The following is a 14,862-nucleotide window of genomic DNA, read 5'->3' as shown; positions in this document are numbered from 1 at the left end:
GAGCAAAGTCTGCCTCGCCGGAAAACCCATCATTGGATGGACCCTGCTGTTTTTCTATTTACCAAGGCGCCCGGCAGCATGGCGCCTTCTTCCTTTTAGGGCGTATCTCTAATGAGCGTACAAACTCCTGCGGCCCCCACAGTGGGCATTGTGATGGGTTCCTCCAGCGACTGGGATGTCATGAGCCAGGCTGTGGCCATTCTGGACGAATTTGGCGTGTCCTATGAGTGCCGTGTGGTCTCTGCCCACCGCATGCCGATTGATATGGTGGACTATGGTGCCCAGGCTCCGGCCCGTGGCCTGAAAGCCATTATTGCCGGTGCAGGCGGCGCGGCTCACTTGCCCGGCATGCTGGCTGCCCTGACGCACTTGCCCGTGTTTGGCGTACCTGTACCTTCGCGCTACCTGCGTGGTGAAGATTCCCTGCTGTCGATTGTGCAAATGCCCAAGGGCGTGCCGGTTGCCACCTTTGCCATTGGCGAGGCCGGTGCCGCCAATGCCGCGCTGCACGTGATTGCCAATCTGGCGGTCAACGATGCTGTGCTGACTGAAAAACTGATTGCGTACCGTGCCCGCCAGACTGAGGCCGCCCGAGCTATGCGTGTTCCTCCTGCTACTGCCTGATTTTATTTTGTGATGATGACCCCCATGACTGATGTTGCCCTTCTGGTCCCTGGCTCCTGGCTGGGCATGATTGGAGGCGGCCAACTGGGCCGCATGTTCTGCCATAGCGCCCAAAGCCTGGGCTACAAGGTGGCCGTGCTGGACCCGGACACCCATAGCCCTGCAGGCGCAGTGGCGGATCTGCATATCTGTGCGGCCTACGATGACGCCCAAGCGCTTTCCCGTCTGGGGGACTTGTGCCAAGCCGTCAGTACCGAGTTCGAGAACGTCCCGGCGCAGTCCTTGCTGACCTTGGCCAAGCACACACGAGTCACACCGTCTGGTGATGCCGTAGGCATTGTGCAGGATCGTATTCGTGAAAAAGCCTTTATCGCGCAGGCCGGTGTGCCGGTGGCTCCTTATGCGGCCATCGAAAGCCTGGACGATTTGCAGGCCGCTGACAGCGCCTTGTTTCCCGGCATTCTGAAGACAGCGCGCTTTGGTTACGACGGCAAGGGTCAGGCACGTGTGGCAGACCGTGAACAGGCGCTGGCTGCCTTCAAGGAGTTCGGTTCCCAGGCCTGTGTGCTGGAAGCCCTGCAACCCTTGAAGTCCGAAATTTCGGTTGTCCTGGCCCGTGGCCTGGACGATCAGGTCAAAACCTTCCCATGTGCCCGTAATGAGCACCGTGATGGCATTTTGGCCGTGTCCACCATCAGCGCCCAGTTTCAGGATGATGCCTTGTCCGAGCAGGCCCGTCAGGCGGCTGCCGCTATCGCCCGTACGCTGGACTACGTGGGTGTCTTGTGTGTGGAGTTCTTCATTCTGGAAGATGGCCGTTTGTTAGCCAATGAGGTGGCTCCCCGTCCGCACAATAGCGGTCACTACACCATGAACGCCTGCGTCACCAGCCAGTTTGAACAGCAAGCCCGCGTGATGGCGGCCTTGCCTTTGGGTGATACCAGCGCTTTGTGTCCTTCCATGATGCTCAACATCCTGGGCGATATCTGGTTTGATGAACAGGGCCAGATGCGTGAACCTGATTGGGCTGCCTTGCTGGCTGTGCCTGGCGTGTCCTTGCACCTGTACGGCAAGGCCGAGGCCCGTGTTGGCCGCAAGATGGGTCACGTCAATATTGTGGGCGAGTCGGATCAGCAAGTGCGTGAACGCACTGCCCGAGCCGCCGCTGCCTTGCGTATCGCGTTTGATCATGAGTGATTCCACCCGTAGCCCTTCCGAGCAGCAGATAGAGCAAGCCGCCCGTGTGCTGGCACAAGGGGGGCTGGTGGCCTTTCCAACCGAGACAGTCTACGGTCTGGGCGCGGATGCAGAAAACCCGGCGGCGGTGCAACTGATTTACAAGGCCAAGGGCCGCCCTGCGAATCATCCCTTGATTGTGCATGTGGCCCCCGGTGCTGACTTGCGCTATTGGGTGACGGATATTCCGCCCGTGGCGCAGCAATTGATTGATGCCTTCTGGCCGGGTCCTTTGACGCTGATCTTGCCGCGCAATCCGGCTATTCCGGATACGGTCAGTGGCGGGCAAAGCAGCATTGGTATTCGTTGCCCTTCCCATCCGGTGGCACAGGCTTTGCTCAAGCGCATGGCAGAACTCAAGCCCAGCGGACAGGCAGGAGTAGCAGCACCTTCGGCCAACAAGTTCGGTCAGGTATCGCCCACGGCGGCCAGCCATGTACGCGATGAATTCGCGGACATGAGTGCAGAGGAACTGCTGATTGTGGAAGCGGGCCCGTCGGAAGTGGGCATCGAGTCCACCATTGTGGACGTGTCGCGTACTCATCAAGGTGTGGGTGCCGTGCTTTTGCGGCCTGGCCACATTAGCGCCGCCATGATTGCCGAGGTTATCGGCTACGAACCCGCCAGCCCGGATCAACAAGCCCCACAGGTTTCGGGCAGCTTGAAAGCGCACTATGCGCCGCGTACCCCTTTATCTTTGTTTGATGAAGACAGCGCGGCTGCTGTGCAGGCTGCTTTGAGCCAGGGGGGCAAGCAGGCCATTGTCGCTTTTGCCTCCTTGCCGCCATTTTCGGCGGAGGTGCACGACTGGTATGTGTGCAGTCCGGATGCGCAGCTTTATGCCCAGGACTTGTACGCCATGTTGCGTCGTCTGGACCAAGGCCAGTACCAACATATTTGGGTGCAGCGTTGCCCGGATACGCCGGACTGGCAGGCGGTCAATGACCGCCTGGGCCGAGCAGCAGCAGCCTTTGAATAAGTCTGCTGTTTAGTAGTGCGTGTGTGCTTTAAGGGCTGAGCTTAGGGACTGAGTGAGTTCGCTACTTAGCGGGCTGTTCGTTTCAGAAAGTCCACAATCGCCTGGTTCACCTGCGCTTCCTTATCCCGGTAGGGCAGGTGACCGCATTGCTCCAGTTCCAGCAGCTCGGTGTGGGGCACCAGCTCCTTGATGCGGCGGATCTGTTCCAGCGTGCCGTATTCATCATCCACGCCCTGAATCGCCAGAATCGGGCAGGTGATACGGCTGACCTCTTGTTCAATATTCCAGTCGCGGAATCGGGGATCGGTCCAGGTGGCGTTCCAGCCCCAGAAAGCGGATTCCACATCATCGTGATAGCGGCCCAGACGTTCGCGTAAAAAGCCTTGCTCGTAGGCTTCGCGGGCAACCAGAATGCCGCGCAGGGAAATGTCTTCCACGAACAGGTGCGGGGCCATCACTACAATGCCTTGCAGCTTGTCGCTAAAGCCACTGGCCGCCAGCAGGGCAATCGAGCCACCATCGCTGTGGCCGACCAGCACAATCGGGCGCTTCTTGCCGTCTTCGCCCAGTTGCTCCAGCAGTTGAGGCAGCACGTCCAGCGACTGCTCATGCAGGTAGTCGGGCTCTTTGGGGCGATTGTCCGGGCGCGGGGTGCTGCGGCCATAGCCATAGCGGGAATACATCAGGCCGCTACAGCCGGTTTGTTCGCACAGTTGTGCCGGCCAGTCTTTCCACATGGCAATCGAGCCCAGACCTTCGTGCAGGAACACCAGCAAAGGGGCGGTTTCCCGTTCGGGGGCAATGCGTTGATATTCCAGCTGGATGGCTTGTGAGCCCTGAGTCAGGCTCGCAAATTGCAAAGATGAATCGAGTGTTGTCATAGCCTTGGTTGTGCATAGCCCCGAACAAACCGGGCGCTCAGGTAATTAGTAATCAGGAAACTCTCTTTATGCCATAGATTGGTATAAGACGCACAGGCTGGCTTCTCCTGATACCGGATGTGGACAGTTTGCTGCGGTTTGTGGCGCAGTAGGGGCAGGGGCTGCAAATTCTGGCAGAGATGGTAGAGTGGCGATCTCGATCTTTTTTGCCGCCGGGCCGTCCCAAGGTGAAAGCTCCCCCTTGGAGGGGCAGCAAGCCGAAGGTGTAGCGTGGGGGCTTTTTTTGTCGCCGGGCCGCCCCAAGGCAAAACCTCCCCCTCGGGGGGCAGCAAGCCGAAGGCGCAGCGTGGGGGCTTTTTTCGTTGTACAACAACATGAAATTTGCTGAATTTGAAGTGGGTATGGTCATCAAGCACCCACTTGTCCCTGTGACTCGCGAAGAAATGCTGGAATTTGCCCAGAAATACGATCCGCAGTCCTTTCATATTGACGACAAGCAGGCCGAAGAGGGCCATTGGGGCGGTTTGATCGCCAGCGGTTGGCTCACTTGCGGCAAAACCATGCGCATGGCCGTGGATTCTGCCTTGCACGATTCCGAGTCCTTTGGTTCGCCCGGTCTGGAGCGTCTGCGCTGGGTCTTGCCTGTGCGGGCCGGTGATTCAATCCGTCTGGAGGCCACGGTGGCGTCCAAGCGTGTGTCCAGCAGCCGTTCAGATCTGGGTATCATTCGCTGGAATTGGAATGTGTTCAATCAGCGTGATGAGCTGGTGCTGGAAATGGAATCGACCAGCATGTTTGAGTTGAAGTCCGAACAAGAATAAAAAGACCGCCACCGCATAGTTTTGGTTTACCAACTTTCCAGCGGCCATTTTGATCTTGAGACGGCCCTGCGACTGGAAAGAACCTTCATTCCAGGCTTTTTGCCCGCTGCTTATGAAGGGATACTGTTTACCTCGAGTCTCTCGGCAGTAAAAACCGTAAATGCAGACGGGAGAGAAGTCCCCTTACGGCATGTAATTCACCAGTTTGTTCCGGTTGAAACGGACAAGGGCAAAGCCTTTGGCTTTGCCCTGTTTGGTTTGCTTTAGAAGAAAGCCTGAATCCCGGTTTGTGCGCGTCCCAGAATCAGGGCATGTACGTCGTGGGTGCCTTCGTAGGTGTTCACCACTTCCAGATTGACCAGGTGGCGAGCAATACCGAACTCGTCAGAGATACCATTACCTCCCAGCATGTCGCGTGCCAGTCGGGCAATATCCAGTGCCTTGCCGCAGGAGTTGCGCTTCATGATGGAGGTGATTTCGACCGCCGCTGTGCCTTCGTCTTTCATGCGTCCCAGACGCAGGCAGCCTTGCAGCGCCAGTGTAATTTCGGTCTGCATATCAGCCAGTTTTTTCTGGATCAGTTGATTGGCCGCCAAGGGGCGACCAAACTGCTTGCGGTCCAGGGTGTACTGGCGGGCGGTATGCCAGCAGGATTCGGCGGCGCCCAAGGCACCCCAGGCAATCCCGAAGCGGGCCGAGTTCAGGCAGGTGAAAGGGCCACGCAAACCCGAGACATGGGGCAGCATCTGGCTGTCTGCAATCTCCACATCGGCCATGACGATTTCGCCGGTCAGGGAAGCACGCAAGCCTACTTTGCCGTGAATGGCCGGGGTGGACAGACCTTTCATGCCTTTTTCCAGAATGAAGCCGCGGATCTTGCCGTCGTCGTCACCACCCACGACTTTGGCCCAGACCACCAGCACATCGGCGATGGGGGAGTTGGTAATCCAGGTCTTGTTGCCGCTCAGACGATAGCCACCGTCCACTTTTACAGCGCGGCTTTCCATGGCGCCGGGGTCCGAGCCATGATTGGGTTCAGTCAGGCCAAAGCAGCCAATCCATTGGCCGCTGGCCAGCTTGGGCAGATATTTCTGTTTTTGTTCTTCGCTGCCAAATTCAAAAATCGGCACCATGACCAGAGAGGATTGCACGCTCATCATGGAGCGGTAGCCTGAATCCACACGCTCCACTTCGCGGGCGATCAAACCATAGCTGACATAGTTCAGACCAGCGCCACCGTAGGCTTCGGGAATGGTGGCCCCCAACAGGCCCAGCGAGCCCATCTCGGCAAAGATGGCGGGGTCAGTCTGTTCGTGGCGAAAGGCCTCCAGTACGCGTGGCAGCAGCTTTTCCTGTGCATAGGCGTGGGCGGCATCGCGCACCATGCGCTCTTCATCGCTCAACTGCTGATTCAACAGCAGGGGGTCGTCCCAATGGAAAGAGGGATTGGCAGACATAGAGGTACTCCGGGAAGATCAAAGAGGGTCAGTCAGGTGGAGCCTGGATGGGCGCCACCAATCTGGAAAATAGAAAAGAGCTGCTTAAGTATCGCTGACAGTCGCCACTATGAGCAGCAAGCGCATCATCAGGTGGCTGTGGATCAGCGAGATCAATATAAAGTCTCAGCATAGTGTGCATAAAGCGCACAAGGCAATTGATAAAATTGCACAATGTCGTGTTCTGGCGTAACGATCCGGCTCTGCACTGAATGAGGAGGGCTGAGGCGGCATGATTAAGAGGAAGACCTATGAGACAAGGCGTACCCAGTTTGGGCGCATTACAGGCCTTTGAGGCCACGGCCCGTTTGGGGACTTTTTCCCGTGCGGCCGAGGAATTGTCCTTGACGCATAGCGCGGTGTACCGGCAGGTAAGCGGCCTGGAGCAGCGGCTGGGTGTCACCTTGCTGACACGGGTGCGGCGGCGTCTGGTGTTGACTCCGGCAGGGCGCGATTATGCTGCTCGCATCCGTCACCATCTGGAGCAAATCGGCAAGGATACTTTCAGCCTGATTGCACGCGCCGGTGTGGGCCGCAGCATCCATCTGGCCGTGCTTCCTACCTTGTCGACCGTGTGGTTGATGCCGCGTCTGGCCCGTTTCTCCCAGCGCTATCCGGATATCACCGTCAGCCTGTCCGTGCGTACCACTCCGTTTCAGTTTGGCGACCACCCCTTTGATGCTGCCATTTATCATGGACGGCAGTTGTGGCCGCAAACTGAAGGGATCAAGCTGTTTGACGAAGGCGAACTGGTGCCGGTCTGCTCGCCCGAGCTGGCCGCCAGTGACGACTGGCAAAAGCTGGTTCACCTGCATATGTCCACGCGCCCCGATAGCTGGTCGGACTGGTATCGATCTGCCGGTCTGGAGCCTGATTTGCGTGTCAGTTCCGGCCCGCGTTACGAGCTGTTCAGCCTGGTGATGGCGGCATTGCATGCTGACATGGGCGTGGCCTTGATGCCGCGTTTTCTGGTGCAACAGGCGCTGGAGCAGGGCGAGCTGATCATGCCGCTGGATCATGCCATGCCTGTCAGTGAGGCCTATTTTTTTAGTTATCCTACGGCCAATGAGCCCAGCGAAGCGGTGCTTTTGCTGGAACAATGGCTGCTTGAGGACCAAAAGGAGAACACATGAGATTGCACTGGAAACCGGCTCTGATGTCGGCTGCCTTGACCTTGGCGCTGGCGCTACCTGCGCACGCTCGGGAAGCAGCCAGCCAGCATTTGAACCCGGAAACCGCCAGCAGTGTCATGCAGCGTGACAAGCTTGTCACCCAGAAAAGCATGGTGGTGACGGCACATCCTTTGGCGACACAAGCGGGTTTGCGCATCCTGGATCAGGGAGGCAGTGCGGTGGATGCAGCCATTGCGGCTCAGTTGGTTCTGGGGCTGGTGGAACCACAGTCTTCCGGCATAGGCGGTGGCGGCTTCTTGCTGATGTTCCAGCCCAAGACCGGCCTGATGAGCTATGACGGACGGGAAACGGTGCCCGCAGCCAGCAGTCTGGATCGCTTCGAGCTGGACGGTAAAACCATGTCCTTCAAGCAGGCGGTCAATAGTGGTCGCTCGGTAGGCGTACCGGGTTTGCTGCGTGCCCTGGAGTTGATGCATAAAGACGGTGGCGTGCTGCCGTGGGCGAATTTGTTTGACCCGGCGATTGAGCTTGCTGAGGTCGGTTTTGAAGTCAGCCCACGCTTGAATACCTTGATTGCCGATAATCCTGAACTGGCTGACAAGGCGGCTACACGTGCCTATTTTCTGGACGAGCAAGGCAAGCCCTGGCCTGTTGGTCATCGTTTGCAGAACAAGGAATACGCGCGAGTGCTGCGCCTTTTGGCCAGACAGGGCGCACAGGCTTTTTATCAAGGTGAACTTGCCCAGGATATGGTGGCTGCCGTTGCCGCCGACCCCATTGCGGGTGATCTGGCTGTGTCTGACTTGACGCAGTACCGCGCCTTGCGTCGTGAACCCCTCTGTATGGACTGGCAGCAAGTGGCTCTCTGTGGCATGGCACCGCCCAGTTCCGGGGCTATCAGTGTGATGCAGATGCTGGGTATCTTGCAGCACACGCCCATTGCTGCGGCGAAGCCGCAATCTGTGGAAGCGATTCACTATTTCTCTGAAGCGGGGCGTTTGGCCTTCGCGGATCGGGATGCCTGGGTGGCCGATCCGGCATTTGTGTCTGTCCCTCAGCAGGCTTTGCTGGCTCCGGAGTATCTGAAATCCCGCGCTGCCTTGATTCAGCCAGACCGATCCATGGGACACGCTCAACCGGGTAAGCCCTTGGCCGACTCACAAGCTGCCAGCGATAACACGCCCGAGCTGCCTTCCACGACGCATTTGTCCGTGGCGGATGCCAAGGGGCAAGTGGTGTCCATGACCACTTCGGTCGAGTCAGCTTTTGGTAGCAAGATCATGGTGCATGGTTTCTTGATGAACAATCAGCTGACTGACTTTGCCTTGAGCCCCAAAGACGAAATGGGACGCCTGTCCGTGAATCGGGTGGAACCCGGCAAGCGTCCACGCAGTTCCATGGCACCGATGATGGTGATGCAGGATGGCCGCCCTGTCATTGCCCTGGGTTCACCCGGTGGCAGTGCCATTATTCCTTACGTGGCTCAAGCCCTGACCGGCATGTTGATGTGGAACCTGGATGCTCAACAGGCAGTCAGCCTGCCCCACTACGGCAGCCGCAATTGGGCGACTGAGCTGGAAGCTGGGACTACGGTGACGGAACAGGCGCAGGCCTTGAGGGCAATGGGGCACGAGGTGCGTGAGCAGCCTTTTCCTAGCGGTACGCATGTGATTCGCTGGACTCAGGAGGGGCTGGAAGCGGGGGTAGACCCTCGGCGTGAAGGGTTGGCGTTAGGGCAATAAGCAGAGCTTGTAGCCGTGTACCCGAGGTAAACATGGGTCTTGCCGACGAGACATGCTGCAAGCGTATGGTCGACTTGAGGAAGCAGTCAGTATGCGGGAGAGGCTGTTGGCGATTTGAAGCAGATACTCGTCAGAGATTGGCAGAGACAGCAGTCGATCGTTGCCTGAGGCTGGTAGAGCTAATTGCCAAGTAGCGAGCAGGCTCATGTCATCTGGCTTCTGAAAAAATGGGTGACCAGTAAAAAACCCTCAATGCGTGGATCTATATCCATAGCATTGAGGGCTTTTTTTCAGTCTTAAGGCCGGTCTGACCTCACTGCTTAGCGGAATACCACCGTGCGCTGATCGTTCAGCAAGATGCGGTGCTCCACGTGGGCGCGCACAGCACGGGCCAGAACCAGAGACTCCACATCGCTACCGATCTGGGTCAGCTCAGCTGGGCTGACCGAGTGGGTGACGTGTTCCACGTCCTGTTCGATGATCGGGCCTTCGTCCAGATCAGCCGTCACGTAGTGGGCGGTAGCACCAATAATCTTCACACCACGAGCATGTGCTTGGTGGTAGGGGCGTGCGCCCTTGAAGCTGGGCAGGAAGCTGTGGTGAATATTGATGGCGCGGCCAGACAGGGATTGGCACAGATTGGTGGACAGAATCTGCATGTAGCGGGCCAGCACAACCAGATCAATCTTCAGGTCACGAGCCAGGTCGATGATTTGCTGCTCTTGCTCGGGGCGGGTTTCCGGTGTCACGGGCAGGTGATGGAAAGGGATGCCATAAGAAGAAGCCAGACCGGCGTGGTCGGTATGGTTGGAGGCAACGGCAGCAATTTCCACCGGCAGTTGGCCGCTATGGGCGCGGAACAGCAGATCGTTCAGGCAGTGGCCTTGGCGGCTGACCAGGATCAGCAGGCGGGCTTTACGCTGGGCGTCATAAATATTGGCGTCCATGCTGAATTTTTCAGCAATGGGTGCGAAGCTGGTTTGCAGCGCATTGACGTCCTGCTTTTCGGGCAGGGAAAACTGGATGCGCAGGAAAAAGCGGTTGGTGGCGGCGTCGCCGAACTGCTGTGCCTCAAGAATGTTGCCGTTCTGCTCAAGCAGCCAGCCCGATACGCTGTGGACAATGCCGGTACGATCCGGGCAGGATAGGGTCAAGATGTAATCGTTCATCGACAGTATTGTAAAGATTTCAGAAAAGTTTTTAAGCTGCCTGGGCCAGGGTTTCTTGGCTGTGTTGTGCAATCGCTAAACACGCGGTCAGGCCGGGGGATTCGATGCCGAACAGATTCAGCAGTCCGGGTATGCCGTGCTCGGCGGGACCCGAAAAGACAAAGTCGGCTGCCGCATGGCCTGCGGGCACAATTTTAGGCCGGATACCGCTATAGGCGGGGTTCAGGCTGTTATCAGGCAAAGCGGGCCAGTACTCGCGCACGGCCGCGTAAAAAGATTGGCCCCGCTGCGGGTCCATATCGTAGTTCTCGTCCTGTACCCATTCGGTGTCCGGGCCAAAGCGGGCTTGACCGGCCAGATCCAGCGTCAGATGCACACCCAGCCCGGCTTTATTGGGCATGGGGTAGATCAGGTGCTTGAAGGGCGAGCGACCCGCCAAAGAGAAATAGCTGCCTTTGCACAGATAGGCATTCGGGATATGGCTGGCATCCAGCCCCTCGATCTGGCGTGCGGCGGCGACCGCGCCCAAACCAGCCGCATTGATCAGATGGGTGCTTGTCAGGCTGAACGCTTCTGCGCCACCCACATGCACTTCAAAACCTTGTCCGGGCAGGACACGCGCACTGACAAAAGGCGTATTGAAGACCAGTTGGGCACCGTGGTTTTCTGCATCGCCTTGCAGGGCCAGCATCAAGGCATGGGTATCTACAATGCCGGTGGAAGGAGAGAGCAGGGCGGCGCTGCAATTCAAGGCCGGCTCCAGAGCCTGGGCCTGGGCGGCATTTAGCCACTGCAAATCGTCCACACCACAAGCGCGCGCCTGGGCCTGCAGCTTGAGCAGATCGGCTTCCTGTTCGGGCGTGGTCGCCACAATCAGCTTGCCGCAACGGGCGTGGGCTATATGGTGTTCCTGGCAGTAGTCATACAGCCGGGCTTTGCCTTCTACACACAGGCGGGCCTTCAGGCTGCCCGGCGTGTAGTAAATGCCCGCGTGTATGACCTCTGAATTGCGGGAACTGACGCCATTGCCAATGCTGGCGGTTTGCTCGATCAGCAGAACCTCCATGCCTTGCTGGGCCATTTGTCGGGCGCAGGCCAAACCTACGACCCCCGCTCCCAGCACTATGCAATCGACATCGTTTGCCATGAATCAGGACCTTATTGGCGCGTTGGAGCAAAAGGCGTAGTGTACTCCCGCCATGCTGTCGTCGTCAGGGCTGCGTTGCAACACCCCGTCACGCCAGGGAAGGAGTCAGGTCAAAGTCGCCCGCATGGTAGATCAGGGGCTGATGGGCGCTGCGTTCGCAGTGGGTGACTTCACCGATAAAGATCAGGTGGTCGCCTGCCTCATGCACGGCATAAGGCTTGCACTCGAACCAGGCACTGCAGCGCTCGTCGTCCAACATGAGCAAGCCGTGCGGGGAACGCTTGATGGGGTGATCGCGAAAACGCTCGGCCTGATCGCCCCAGGCAAAGCGCTTGGCCAGCGATAGCTGACTGGCTCCCAAAACGTGAATCACGTAGCCCTGGCCGTCCACAAAGTGTGGCAGGGACTGGGAGCGCTTGGCCAGCGACCACAGCACCAGAGGTGGGTCCAGGGAAACAGAGTTAAAGGAGCTGACGGTCAGGCCAATGGCCTGATCCGGGTGGTCTTTGTTGGCACCGGTCACGACCGTCACGCCAGTGGCGAAACGGCCCAGTGCCGAACGGAAGAAGTCGCTATCGAAGGTAGAAGAAAAAACAGTCATTGCATCAATGCTGAGGGCAGGCGTCCCCAAGGGAACGGCTTAAGGAGCCAGTCGGCTCACCTGCCAGTCAGATGTGTCCTTGCGGTCGAACACCAGCCTGTCGTGCAGGCGCGAGGCACGGCCTTGCCAGAATTCGACATGGTCTGGAGTCAGTCGGAAGCCACCCCAGTGTTCAGGGCGGGCGGGATGTTCACCTAAGCTTTCAGTGTACTGCTTGGCACGGGCATCCAGCTCTGTGCGGCTGATGGGTTGGCTTTGCGGCGAGGCCCAGGCCCCAATGCGAGAGCCCAGAGGACGGCTGTGAAAGTATTCGTCGGATTCGGCTGCGCTGATGCGGCTGATGCGGCCTTCAAAGCGCACCTGGCGCTGCATGGAGGCCCAGAAAAAGGACAGGCTGGCCCAAGGGTTATGGTCCAGGTCCGTACCCTTGCGAGATTGGTAATTCGTAAAGAACACCAGGCCTTGTTCGTCGTAACCCTTGAGCAGAACAATGCGCGCCGATGGGCGGCCTTCCGGGTTCACGGTGGCCAGCGTCATCGCCGTGGGTTCGACTTCCTTTAGCTCAATCGCCTGATCCAGCCAGCGTTGAAATTGCTGGCGAGGATCGGCACAGAGTTCGTTTTCGCTCAGGGAAAAGCGTTCGTATTCGTTACGCAAATCGGCAAGGGACATGGGGCGCTCTTAGGCTTGTTGAGGATTAAGCAGTGCAGTCTGGCTCTGTAGTAATTGAACCACTGATTGCAGGCGTTTATCCAGAATTTTAGAGCGTTGCAGCGCCGAGGCGGTTTCCATGACGTATTCGATGCAAGGGCCGTTGGTTCCCTGGGCCGAGTACACCACTTGTCGCAACTGTTCGTCCGGCATACGGGGGACGTAGGCGTCGGTCTTGCGGTTCATGGTAAAGACCAGGGCACGAATATCGCCCTGGCTGGTGCGGCAGCGCAACCAGCGAGGAATATAGGCACCGCTGGGCATTTCGCGCAGCCATAGGGCATCGAATACCTTGGGGACGCTTTCGGCGGGAATGCGAAAGGCCATGCCCCGGCAAGAACCGCCTACATCCAGCCCGAAAACCAGACCGGGCTGCTCGGGCGTACCGCGGTTGATACGTGACCACAAGCACAGCGCCCGATGGTAACCGCGCAGCAAGGCTTGGCGCTGCTCGGCAAATTCAAAATCGGGACGCCAGATCAGAGAGCCGTAACCATAGACCCACAGGTCCTGTTTTTCACACCACTGCACCTCTTCCAGGGATTGACGCAAAGAGGCGTTGCGCTCTTCGTCAGTCAGGACACGAAAGCTGCACGGTGTGGGTACGGCGGAAGGCGAGGCGGAAATAGAATCGATGTTCACGGCAAAAAGGGGTGGTAAGCCAAAATCACAGATGCTTGAAACCTATGACAATTGTAGAGCAAGCACAGTCCACTGTAGCGGGCTTTCTTGCTGATAACTAAGGAAAAATACTAATTTGCTTATACGAGTGTTGCTATTTGGCAGGGCCCAGTCAAGCCACCAGGGCATAAGGCCCGTTTCACAGGCTGGTCAGGGGCAATTAGACGTAGAATTAACGGGTTTGGCCGCATGGGCCGGTGATGGACAGATTGCATGACAGAGCAGCACAACATGGATGCCGAACGCCGTTTCGGCGGTTTGGATCGTTTGTATGGAGCCGGAGCGCGAGAGCGTCTGGCGGCCGCCCATGTGATGGTGGCGGGTATCGGGGGCGTGGGAACCTGGGCGGTGGAAGCGCTGGCCCGTTCGGCCGTAGGCCGAATTACCCTGATTGATCTGGATAATATTGCCGAATCGAATATCAACCGCCAACTGCCTGCTCTGGACAGCACCTTGGGCATGGCCAAGATTGAAGCCATGGCCCAGCGCATTGCGCAGATCAATCCTCAGTGCCAGCTGCAGCTGATTGAAGATTTTGTCACCGAGGATAATGCGGCCAGCCTGATGGAGCAGCGTCCCGACGTGTTTCTGGATTGCACTGACCAGGCTAGTGCCAAGATTGCTCTGATCTTGCAGGCCAGGCGCTGCAAGGTGCCCCTGCTGAGCTGCGGCGGGGCAGGAGGCAAAACCGATCCGCTGACGTTGCGCCGGGGAGACTTGTCGGTAGCACGCCATGATGCCTTGTTGGGCAAGCTGCGCCAGATCCTGCGCAAGCAGCATGGCTTTGCGCGTGGCAGCGATGCTCAGGGCCGCGCCTTGAAGCGTGTGCCTCGCATGGGAGTGGATTGCCTGTGGTTCGAGCAGGAAACGCGTCTGCCACAGAACTGGACCCAGGCCGAAGACGGTGCGCTGCAAGGACTGGCCTGCGCGGGTTATGGCTCCGGGGTCACTGTGACGGCCAGCATGGGCATGCAGGCCGCCGACTACGCCTTAAACCGGATACTGAACCAGTAAGGCGTCCTGCCAGCCACGCAAGGCATTCGAGACTCGGATTGCCTTGGCGTTCAGTAAATCCTCCAGGGAAATCTCGGTTTCACGAACCAGCTTGCTATTGAGAAGCGCCTGCCGTTGCACGCCGGGCAAGAGCCAGCCTTGGGCGGGCGGTGTCCACCACTGGCCCTGTTCGTCCTGAATATAAATATTGCTGCGGCTGCCTTCACAAACCCGGTTCTGTGTATCCAGATAGATCACATCAAAGATTTGGGGATGCTTTTCCAGCAGGGCGCTGGCCTCTTGATACCAGGGGCGATGCGTCGTCTTGTGCGAGAGCAGCGGGTCCTGAGCGGGCAGGGGTATGCGGGACAGGCATAGCTGTAAGGGGCCTTCCAGTGCTGGCAGTGCGTTCGCCTGTGCCTGGGCGCTGGCGTCGGCACCCCACAAGATACGCAGTCGCAAGGGTGTGTTGACCGGGGCCTGGCCCAACGCGGTATGCATGGCCTGCAACCAGGTTTGTGCATCCCAGTCGTAGCCCAGTTCCGTGCAGCTGCGTGCCACGCGCTCCAGATGCAGTTCCAGCAGGGGGATCTGGCCGTCTGCATCTACCCGCAAGGTTTCTATCAATTCAGGTTTGCTTTGGCTCAT

The 14,862-nt window shown here is 58.3% G+C and carries 15 protein-coding genes; 7 read left to right on the top strand and 8 right to left on the bottom strand.

Features of this window, described 5'->3' with window-relative positions; genetic code table 11:
• The first annotated feature begins 111 nt into the window (after positions 1-111).
• From purE to D0C27_RS17835, 3 genes are read left to right on the top strand one after another with little or no spacing between them, the layout of a single operon-like run.
• Positions 112-624 (top strand): 5-(carboxyamino)imidazole ribonucleotide mutase, encoded by a 513-nt coding sequence (gene purE, locus D0C27_RS17845; RefSeq protein WP_009455126.1) that lies wholly within the window; start codon positions 112-114, stop codon positions 622-624.
• Positions 625-639: 15 nt separating this feature from the next.
• Positions 640-1,821 carry a 5-(carboxyamino)imidazole ribonucleotide synthase gene (locus D0C27_RS17840; protein WP_035271464.1) on the top strand — a complete coding sequence of 394 codons (1,182 nt, stop codon included), beginning with the start codon at positions 640-642 and terminating at the stop codon, positions 1,819-1,821.
• Positions 1,814-2,839 (top strand): L-threonylcarbamoyladenylate synthase, encoded by a 1,026-nt coding sequence (locus tag D0C27_RS17835; protein ID WP_060185595.1) that lies wholly within the window; start codon positions 1,814-1,816, stop codon positions 2,837-2,839. The genes D0C27_RS17840 and D0C27_RS17835 overlap by 8 nt, the downstream gene beginning before the upstream one ends.
• A 65-nt stretch (positions 2,840-2,904) precedes the next feature.
• Here D0C27_RS17835 and D0C27_RS17830 read toward each other — a convergent pair whose 3' ends face one another.
• Positions 2,905-3,720, bottom strand: a complete 816-nt coding sequence (locus D0C27_RS17830) for an alpha/beta fold hydrolase (protein WP_060185596.1) — start codon at positions 3,718-3,720, stop codon at positions 2,905-2,907.
• 374 nt (positions 3,721-4,094) lie between these two features.
• Between D0C27_RS17830 and D0C27_RS17825 the strand changes: the two genes are divergently transcribed.
• Complete coding sequence (locus D0C27_RS17825; protein ID WP_035271462.1) at positions 4,095-4,541, top strand: MaoC family dehydratase; 447 nt, start codon at positions 4,095-4,097, stop codon at positions 4,539-4,541.
• Positions 4,542-4,804: 263 nt separating this feature from the next.
• Here D0C27_RS17825 and D0C27_RS17820 read toward each other — a convergent pair whose 3' ends face one another.
• On the bottom strand, positions 4,805-5,998 hold the full coding sequence (locus D0C27_RS17820) for an acyl-CoA dehydrogenase (protein WP_022983442.1): 1,194 nt from the start codon (positions 5,996-5,998) through the stop codon (positions 4,805-4,807).
• 290 nt (positions 5,999-6,288) lie between these two features.
• Here D0C27_RS17820 and D0C27_RS17815 point away from each other — a divergent pair, with 290 nt between their 5' ends.
• Together D0C27_RS17815 and ggt are read left to right on the top strand one after the other, a co-directional pair.
• On the top strand, positions 6,289-7,170 hold the full coding sequence (locus D0C27_RS17815) for a LysR substrate-binding domain-containing protein (RefSeq protein WP_088451068.1): 882 nt from the start codon (positions 6,289-6,291) through the stop codon (positions 7,168-7,170).
• Positions 7,167-8,912, top strand: a complete 1,746-nt coding sequence (ggt, locus tag D0C27_RS17810; protein ID WP_137431408.1) for a gamma-glutamyltransferase — start codon at positions 7,167-7,169, stop codon at positions 8,910-8,912. The genes D0C27_RS17815 and ggt overlap by 4 nt, the downstream gene beginning before the upstream one ends.
• A 320-nt stretch (positions 8,913-9,232) precedes the next feature.
• Here ggt and purU read toward each other — a convergent pair whose 3' ends face one another.
• The 5 genes from purU to D0C27_RS17785 all read right to left on the bottom strand — a co-directional run bounded on the left by purU (position 9,233) and on the right by D0C27_RS17785 (position 13,182).
• Positions 9,233-10,087, bottom strand: coding sequence for a formyltetrahydrofolate deformylase (purU, locus tag D0C27_RS17805; protein ID WP_164837966.1), 855 nt, complete (start codon positions 10,085-10,087; stop codon positions 9,233-9,235).
• A gap of 25 nt (positions 10,088-10,112) precedes the next feature.
• On the bottom strand, positions 10,113-11,228 hold the full coding sequence (locus tag D0C27_RS17800) for an NAD(P)/FAD-dependent oxidoreductase (RefSeq protein ID WP_137431407.1): 1,116 nt from the start codon (positions 11,226-11,228) through the stop codon (positions 10,113-10,115).
• Positions 11,229-11,316: 88 nt separating this feature from the next.
• Entirely contained in the window at positions 11,317-11,829 is a 513-nt protein-coding gene (locus tag D0C27_RS17795; protein WP_009455106.1) for a flavin reductase family protein, read from the bottom strand.
• 39 nt (positions 11,830-11,868) lie between these two features.
• Complete coding sequence (gene pdxH / locus D0C27_RS17790) at positions 11,869-12,501, bottom strand: pyridoxamine 5'-phosphate oxidase (RefSeq protein WP_035271119.1); 633 nt, start codon at positions 12,499-12,501, stop codon at positions 11,869-11,871.
• Positions 12,502-12,510: 9 nt separating this feature from the next.
• Positions 12,511-13,182 (bottom strand): gamma-glutamylcyclotransferase, encoded by a 672-nt coding sequence (locus D0C27_RS17785; protein ID WP_009455103.1) that lies wholly within the window; start codon positions 13,180-13,182, stop codon positions 12,511-12,513.
• A gap of 252 nt (positions 13,183-13,434) precedes the next feature.
• On the opposite strand from D0C27_RS17785, the gene D0C27_RS17780 reads away from it, so the two are divergent.
• Positions 13,435-14,235: a tRNA threonylcarbamoyladenosine dehydratase gene (locus D0C27_RS17780; protein WP_035271118.1), complete on the top strand. Its 801-nt coding sequence runs from the start codon at positions 13,435-13,437 to the stop codon at positions 14,233-14,235.
• On the opposite strand, the gene D0C27_RS17775 is transcribed toward D0C27_RS17780, so the two are convergent.
• Positions 14,212-14,862, bottom strand: coding sequence for an aminotransferase class IV (locus D0C27_RS17775; RefSeq protein ID WP_035271115.1), 651 nt, complete (start codon positions 14,860-14,862; stop codon positions 14,212-14,214). The two genes, D0C27_RS17780 and D0C27_RS17775, sit on opposite strands and share 24 nt — an antisense overlap.

Origin of the sequence: Alcaligenes faecalis (assembly GCF_005311025.1) — a bacterium.
In the GTDB taxonomy this organism is placed as follows: Bacteria; Pseudomonadota; Gammaproteobacteria; order Burkholderiales; family Burkholderiaceae_B; genus Alcaligenes; species Alcaligenes phenolicus.
The sequence above is the reverse complement of the archived record's forward strand: the minus strand, read 5'-3'. Positions and strand labels throughout refer to the sequence as shown.

Bases quoted from the DNA above. Each gene is read 5' to 3' on its own strand.
- purE (WP_009455126.1), top strand. From the start codon at position 112: ATGAGCGTACAAACTCCTGCGGCCCCCACAGTGGGCATTGTGATGGGT.
- D0C27_RS17840 (WP_035271464.1), top strand. From the start codon at position 640: ATGACCCCCATGACTGATGTTGCCCTTCTGGTCCCTGGCTCCTGGCTG.
- D0C27_RS17835 (WP_060185595.1), top strand. From the start codon at position 1,814: ATGAGTGATTCCACCCGTAGCCCTTCCGAGCAGCAGATAGAGCAAGCC.
- D0C27_RS17830 (WP_060185596.1), bottom strand. From the start codon at position 3,720: ATGACAACACTCGATTCATCTTTGCAATTTGCGAGCCTGACTCAGGGC.
- D0C27_RS17825 (WP_035271462.1), top strand. From the start codon at position 4,095: ATGAAATTTGCTGAATTTGAAGTGGGTATGGTCATCAAGCACCCACTT.
- D0C27_RS17820 (WP_022983442.1), bottom strand. From the start codon at position 5,998: ATGTCTGCCAATCCCTCTTTCCATTGGGACGACCCCCTGCTGTTGAAT.
- D0C27_RS17815 (WP_088451068.1), top strand. From the start codon at position 6,289: ATGAGACAAGGCGTACCCAGTTTGGGCGCATTACAGGCCTTTGAGGCC.
- ggt (WP_137431408.1), top strand. From the start codon at position 7,167: ATGAGATTGCACTGGAAACCGGCTCTGATGTCGGCTGCCTTGACCTTG.
- D0C27_RS17800 (WP_137431407.1), bottom strand. From the start codon at position 11,228: ATGGCAAACGATGTCGATTGCATAGTGCTGGGAGCGGGGGTCGTAGGT.
- D0C27_RS17795 (WP_009455106.1), bottom strand. From the start codon at position 11,829: ATGACTGTTTTTTCTTCTACCTTCGATAGCGACTTCTTCCGTTCGGCA.
- pdxH (WP_035271119.1), bottom strand. From the start codon at position 12,501: ATGTCCCTTGCCGATTTGCGTAACGAATACGAACGCTTTTCCCTGAGC.
- D0C27_RS17780 (WP_035271118.1), top strand. From the start codon at position 13,435: ATGACAGAGCAGCACAACATGGATGCCGAACGCCGTTTCGGCGGTTTG.
- D0C27_RS17775 (WP_035271115.1), bottom strand. From the start codon at position 14,862: ATGAGCCAAAGCAAACCTGAATTGATAGAAACCTTGCGGGTAGATGCA.